Consider the following 3,775-nt stretch of genomic DNA (forward strand, 5'->3'; position numbering starts at 1 on the left):
TGATTACCCAATTTCAACGAATTCCTGATAATAAAGGAATATCTTTTGACTTTAAACAGGGAACAACGAATACACTTATTCGTGATTTGAAAGACGAAACCTTGGACATCGCATTTTGTTCAGCTGTTAACAATGAATCAGACGTATTATTTTATCCTATTGCAGAAGAAGAATTAGTTGTTGCCGTACCTAAAGGGCATCCTTTAAGTAACCGCGGTTCTGTATCGTTAAAGGAATTAGAGCCATATCCTTTCATTTCTTTTAATAAAAGCAGTGGCCTTTATGAAATGATACGAAAATTGACTGAACAAGCAGATGCTCATTTACAGATTGTCTGCCATATTGAAGAAGATAATGCCATGGCTGGATTTGTCGCAGCCGGGTATGGTGTGGCTATCATTCCTAATTTTTATACGCTGCAATACTATAATCTGGATAGGATTCCCATTGCCGATTCCTTTGAAAAGCGGTATCTCTTTATGGCTGTACATAAGCAGTCCAACTTGTTGCCCGTTGTCGACCGGTTCCGGAACTTTGTACTGTCCCGATGGCTGCGGGGAAACGTATGATACGAAATGGTGCATATATATAAACAGCCTCTGTACACCAGAACGCAGATCTGGCATACAGAGGCCGTGTGTGTTGTCGGTGAAATTTGTATTACATGGAGATACGTAATCAGAAATGTCGGCTGTTCCGCAGGTCTTCGTACTGGGCCAGCAAGTTTGGCTTTTCCGCGCTTTTATAGATGTAATCCGGTGCCGCTTCTTTGGCCTTGTCGACAGCGGCTTTAAAGTCGTAGTAGACCTGCCATTTCGATTCGACCAGTTCCTGCCCTGTCTGACGAAGTAAAAAGGCCGGATGATATGTAGGCATGACGGGAATGCCCTGGTAGTCAAACCATTTCCCGCGGTTGCGCATGATGCTGGCTGTGCGGCCGTAAAAATACTGAAAGGCCACTTTGCCGAGACATACGATGACCTTGGGCTGTACCAGTTCCAGTTCGCGGACAAGATGAATGTTGGCACAGCGCTTCCCTTCTTCCAAGGTCGGCGTGCGGTTGTTATGGGGACGGCATTTGACGATATTCGTGACGTATACATGGTCCCGTGTGAGGCCGACGCTCCACAGTGCCTTATCCAGCAGCTGTCCTGACGGCCCTACGAGCGGGACGCCGTATTCATCTTCCACACCGCCAGGTCCTTCGCCGACGAACATGAGGGGCGACGAAGGATCGCCGGAGTACCGCGTTGGGCCGCGGTTTCCTTCGTGCCGCAGCGGACAGGCTTCACAGGCAGCCAGGTTTTTCAGCCATGAAGTCATATCGATGCCGCTCATCGTACGCGCCCTTCTGTAAGAGTTACATCTTTCATGAGGAGGTCACAGAAGGATGCATGAATCAGATCTGCCACATCCTGAGGCGCTACGAGTACCTGCTGGCCCCGCATGCCGGCGCTGAGGCTGATAGCATCATAGGTTTGGGCAGATTCGTCGATATACGTGGGAAACAGTTTCTTCATGCCAATAGGAGAACAGCCGCCGCGAATATAGCCGGTCAGGCCGGGAAGATCTTTGACATGGAGCAGATGAACGTCCTTATTGCCGCTGCAGGCAGCTGCCTTTTTCAGATCCAGTTCTTTGTCGCTGGGGATGCAGAATACGACCGGACCTGTTTTGTTGCCCTGCCCAACCAGGGTCTTAAAGACCTGAGACGGGTCCATACCCAGTTCGGCAGCAGCGTGGACACCGGACAGATCGCTTTCATCGTAGGCATAGGCCTTGGTGGTGTAGGCGATTTTCTGTTTATCTAACATGCGCATTACGTTTGTTTTCTTTACTTTTGCCATTCCTATCATTCCTCTGCTTTGCTGATTACATACTAATATAACTTACTATACCAACATATGCTGTGATTTTCAAGGTTGCCTCCATGTCTCTCTTGTTGTCCTGCTGTGAATCTTTTATAATAAAAACGGTATTTTACTGAACGGGAAAGAAGGGATTGCTATGAAAATTACTGCTGTACAGCCGGCACTGGTACTGGGCGATGTGGAACAGAACTATGAGCTCATTGAAGCACAGATACGCCGGGCTGCTGCTCAGAAGGCTGACTGTATCGTACTGCCGGAACTATGGAATACATCTTTTTATCCATCTGACGTCCGGGACCTTGCCGATGTCGATGGGGCCAGGACGAAGTCCTTTTTGTCCGACCTGGCATTATCGCTGGGAGTACATATTATCGGCGGGTCTGTTGCAAACTGGCGAAATGGCAAACTGTATAATACTACGTTTGTTGTCAATCGAAGCGGTACTGTCGCCGGCGTATACGATAAAGTCCATTTATTTACGCCTGGCGGAGAAGATAAGGCCTTCACTGCCGGAGATCATCTCAATGTATTCTCTCTGGACGGCATTACGATGGCCACTGTCATTTGTTACGATGTTCGCTTTGCTGAATGGACGCGCATGGCCGCCCTGGCAGGCGCACAGGTATTGGTTGTGCCCGCTGCCTGGCCGGACGTCCGTATTGACCACTGGCAGATTCTGAATCGGGCCAGGGCGATTGAAAACCAGCTGTTCGTCGTGGCTGTCAACAGCTGCGGAACAGCGGGAGATATGGTATTTGGCGGACACTCTCTGCTTATTGATCCCTGGGGAAAGGTGCTGGCTGAGGGAGGACCGTCGTCTGAGCAGATTACAGCCGATATTGACGTGGCAGTTGTCGAAACAATTCGCCGGAATATTCCCGTGTTTCGCGACCGCCGTCCCGAACTGTACACCTTGTCAGACTAGAGGAGGCAGATATTGTGGACGGAGTTTTGCATGGACTAGAAGGTATTTTTGAAATTCTGTTTATGATTGGCCTGGGCTATCTGCTGACACACAAAGGATGGTTTACGGCAGATACAAGTATGATTATGACCCGGCTGGTCATGAAAGTAGCTTTGCCCTTATACATGCTGTGCCAGCTGAAAAAGGACTTTACTCATGACTCGCTGGTACATATGGCACCGGATCTGCTGCTGCCTTTTGTCTCGATTTTTCTGGCCTATCTTGTCGGCCGGGGCGCTGCCAGATTGCTGCATATACGGCAGAGCCGCCGGGGAGTTTTTATTACGTCCTTTTGTATTGCCAATACCATTTTTATTGGCTTGCCTGTCAATCTGGCCTTATTTGGCGAACAGAGCGTGCCATCTGTCATGCTGTATTATATGGCCAATACGACCATGTTCTGGACGCTGGGCGTGTATCATATTGTCAATGACAGTACAGGCGGCAAGGCTGCAATGCCTCTGTTTTCCCGTCAGACCGCTCAAAAGGTCATTTCGCCGCCGCTGTTGGGATTTTTGGCCGGCCTTGGTCTGGTTCTTGCCGATATTCCTGTGCCGGCATTTCTTCTTACGTCCTTTCAGTATGTCGGCAACTTGGCGACGCCGTTATCGCTCATGGTCATTGGCATTGAAATGCATGCCCTTTCCCTGGCATCTGTCCGCTGGGACCGGGATATTATTGGCGCGCTTATGGGACGGTTTATGGTGTGCCCCTTGTGCGTTGCTGCACTGCTGCCATGTATTCCCGTATCTGCCATGTCGGCCAACGTATTTGTCATGCAGGCCAGCATGCCGGCTATGACGCAGATGACTGTTGTTGCCAAATCTGTCGGTGCCGATGTGCGGTATTCGACGGAAATCAGTTTTCTTACAGTTCTGCTTGGTATTTTAGTCATACCGGCATACATGTTTTTTATACAATAAATAGTACGTTTTACAGG

Annotated in this window: 5 protein-coding genes; 3 read left to right on the plus strand and 2 right to left on the minus strand. The window is 49.2% G+C overall.

What is annotated here, in order from left to right; all coding sequences use genetic code 11:
• Positions 1-569, plus strand: a 569-nt coding sequence (locus tag Q3886_RS09135; RefSeq protein ID WP_301861108.1) for a LysR substrate-binding domain-containing protein, incomplete at its 5' end; no start/stop codon positions are given.
• A gap of 109 nt (positions 570-678) precedes the next feature.
• Here Q3886_RS09135 and Q3886_RS09140 read toward each other — a convergent pair.
• Positions 679-1,338: a uracil-DNA glycosylase gene (locus Q3886_RS09140; protein WP_301861109.1), complete on the minus strand. Its 660-nt coding sequence runs from the start codon at positions 1,336-1,338 to the stop codon at positions 679-681.
• Positions 1,335-1,847, minus strand: coding sequence for a Cys-tRNA(Pro) deacylase (gene ybaK / locus Q3886_RS09145; protein ID WP_301861110.1), 513 nt, complete (start codon positions 1,845-1,847; stop codon positions 1,335-1,337). Before ybaK ends, Q3886_RS09140 begins: the two co-directional genes overlap by 4 nt.
• Positions 1,848-2,007: 160 nt before the next feature.
• Here ybaK and Q3886_RS09150 point away from each other — a divergent pair, with 160 nt between their 5' ends.
• Both Q3886_RS09150 and Q3886_RS09155 read left to right on the plus strand, forming a co-directional pair.
• Complete coding sequence (locus Q3886_RS09150; protein WP_301861113.1) at positions 2,008-2,796, plus strand: carbon-nitrogen family hydrolase; 789 nt, start codon at positions 2,008-2,010, stop codon at positions 2,794-2,796.
• A 14-nt stretch (positions 2,797-2,810) separates the two neighbouring features.
• Complete coding sequence (locus Q3886_RS09155; protein ID WP_301861114.1) at positions 2,811-3,758, plus strand: AEC family transporter; 948 nt, start codon at positions 2,811-2,813, stop codon at positions 3,756-3,758.
• Positions 3,759-3,775 lie beyond the last annotated feature (17 nt).

Source organism: uncultured Megasphaera sp. (assembly GCF_958350005.1).
Classification (GTDB): domain Bacteria; phylum Bacillota; class Negativicutes; order Veillonellales; family Megasphaeraceae; genus Megasphaera.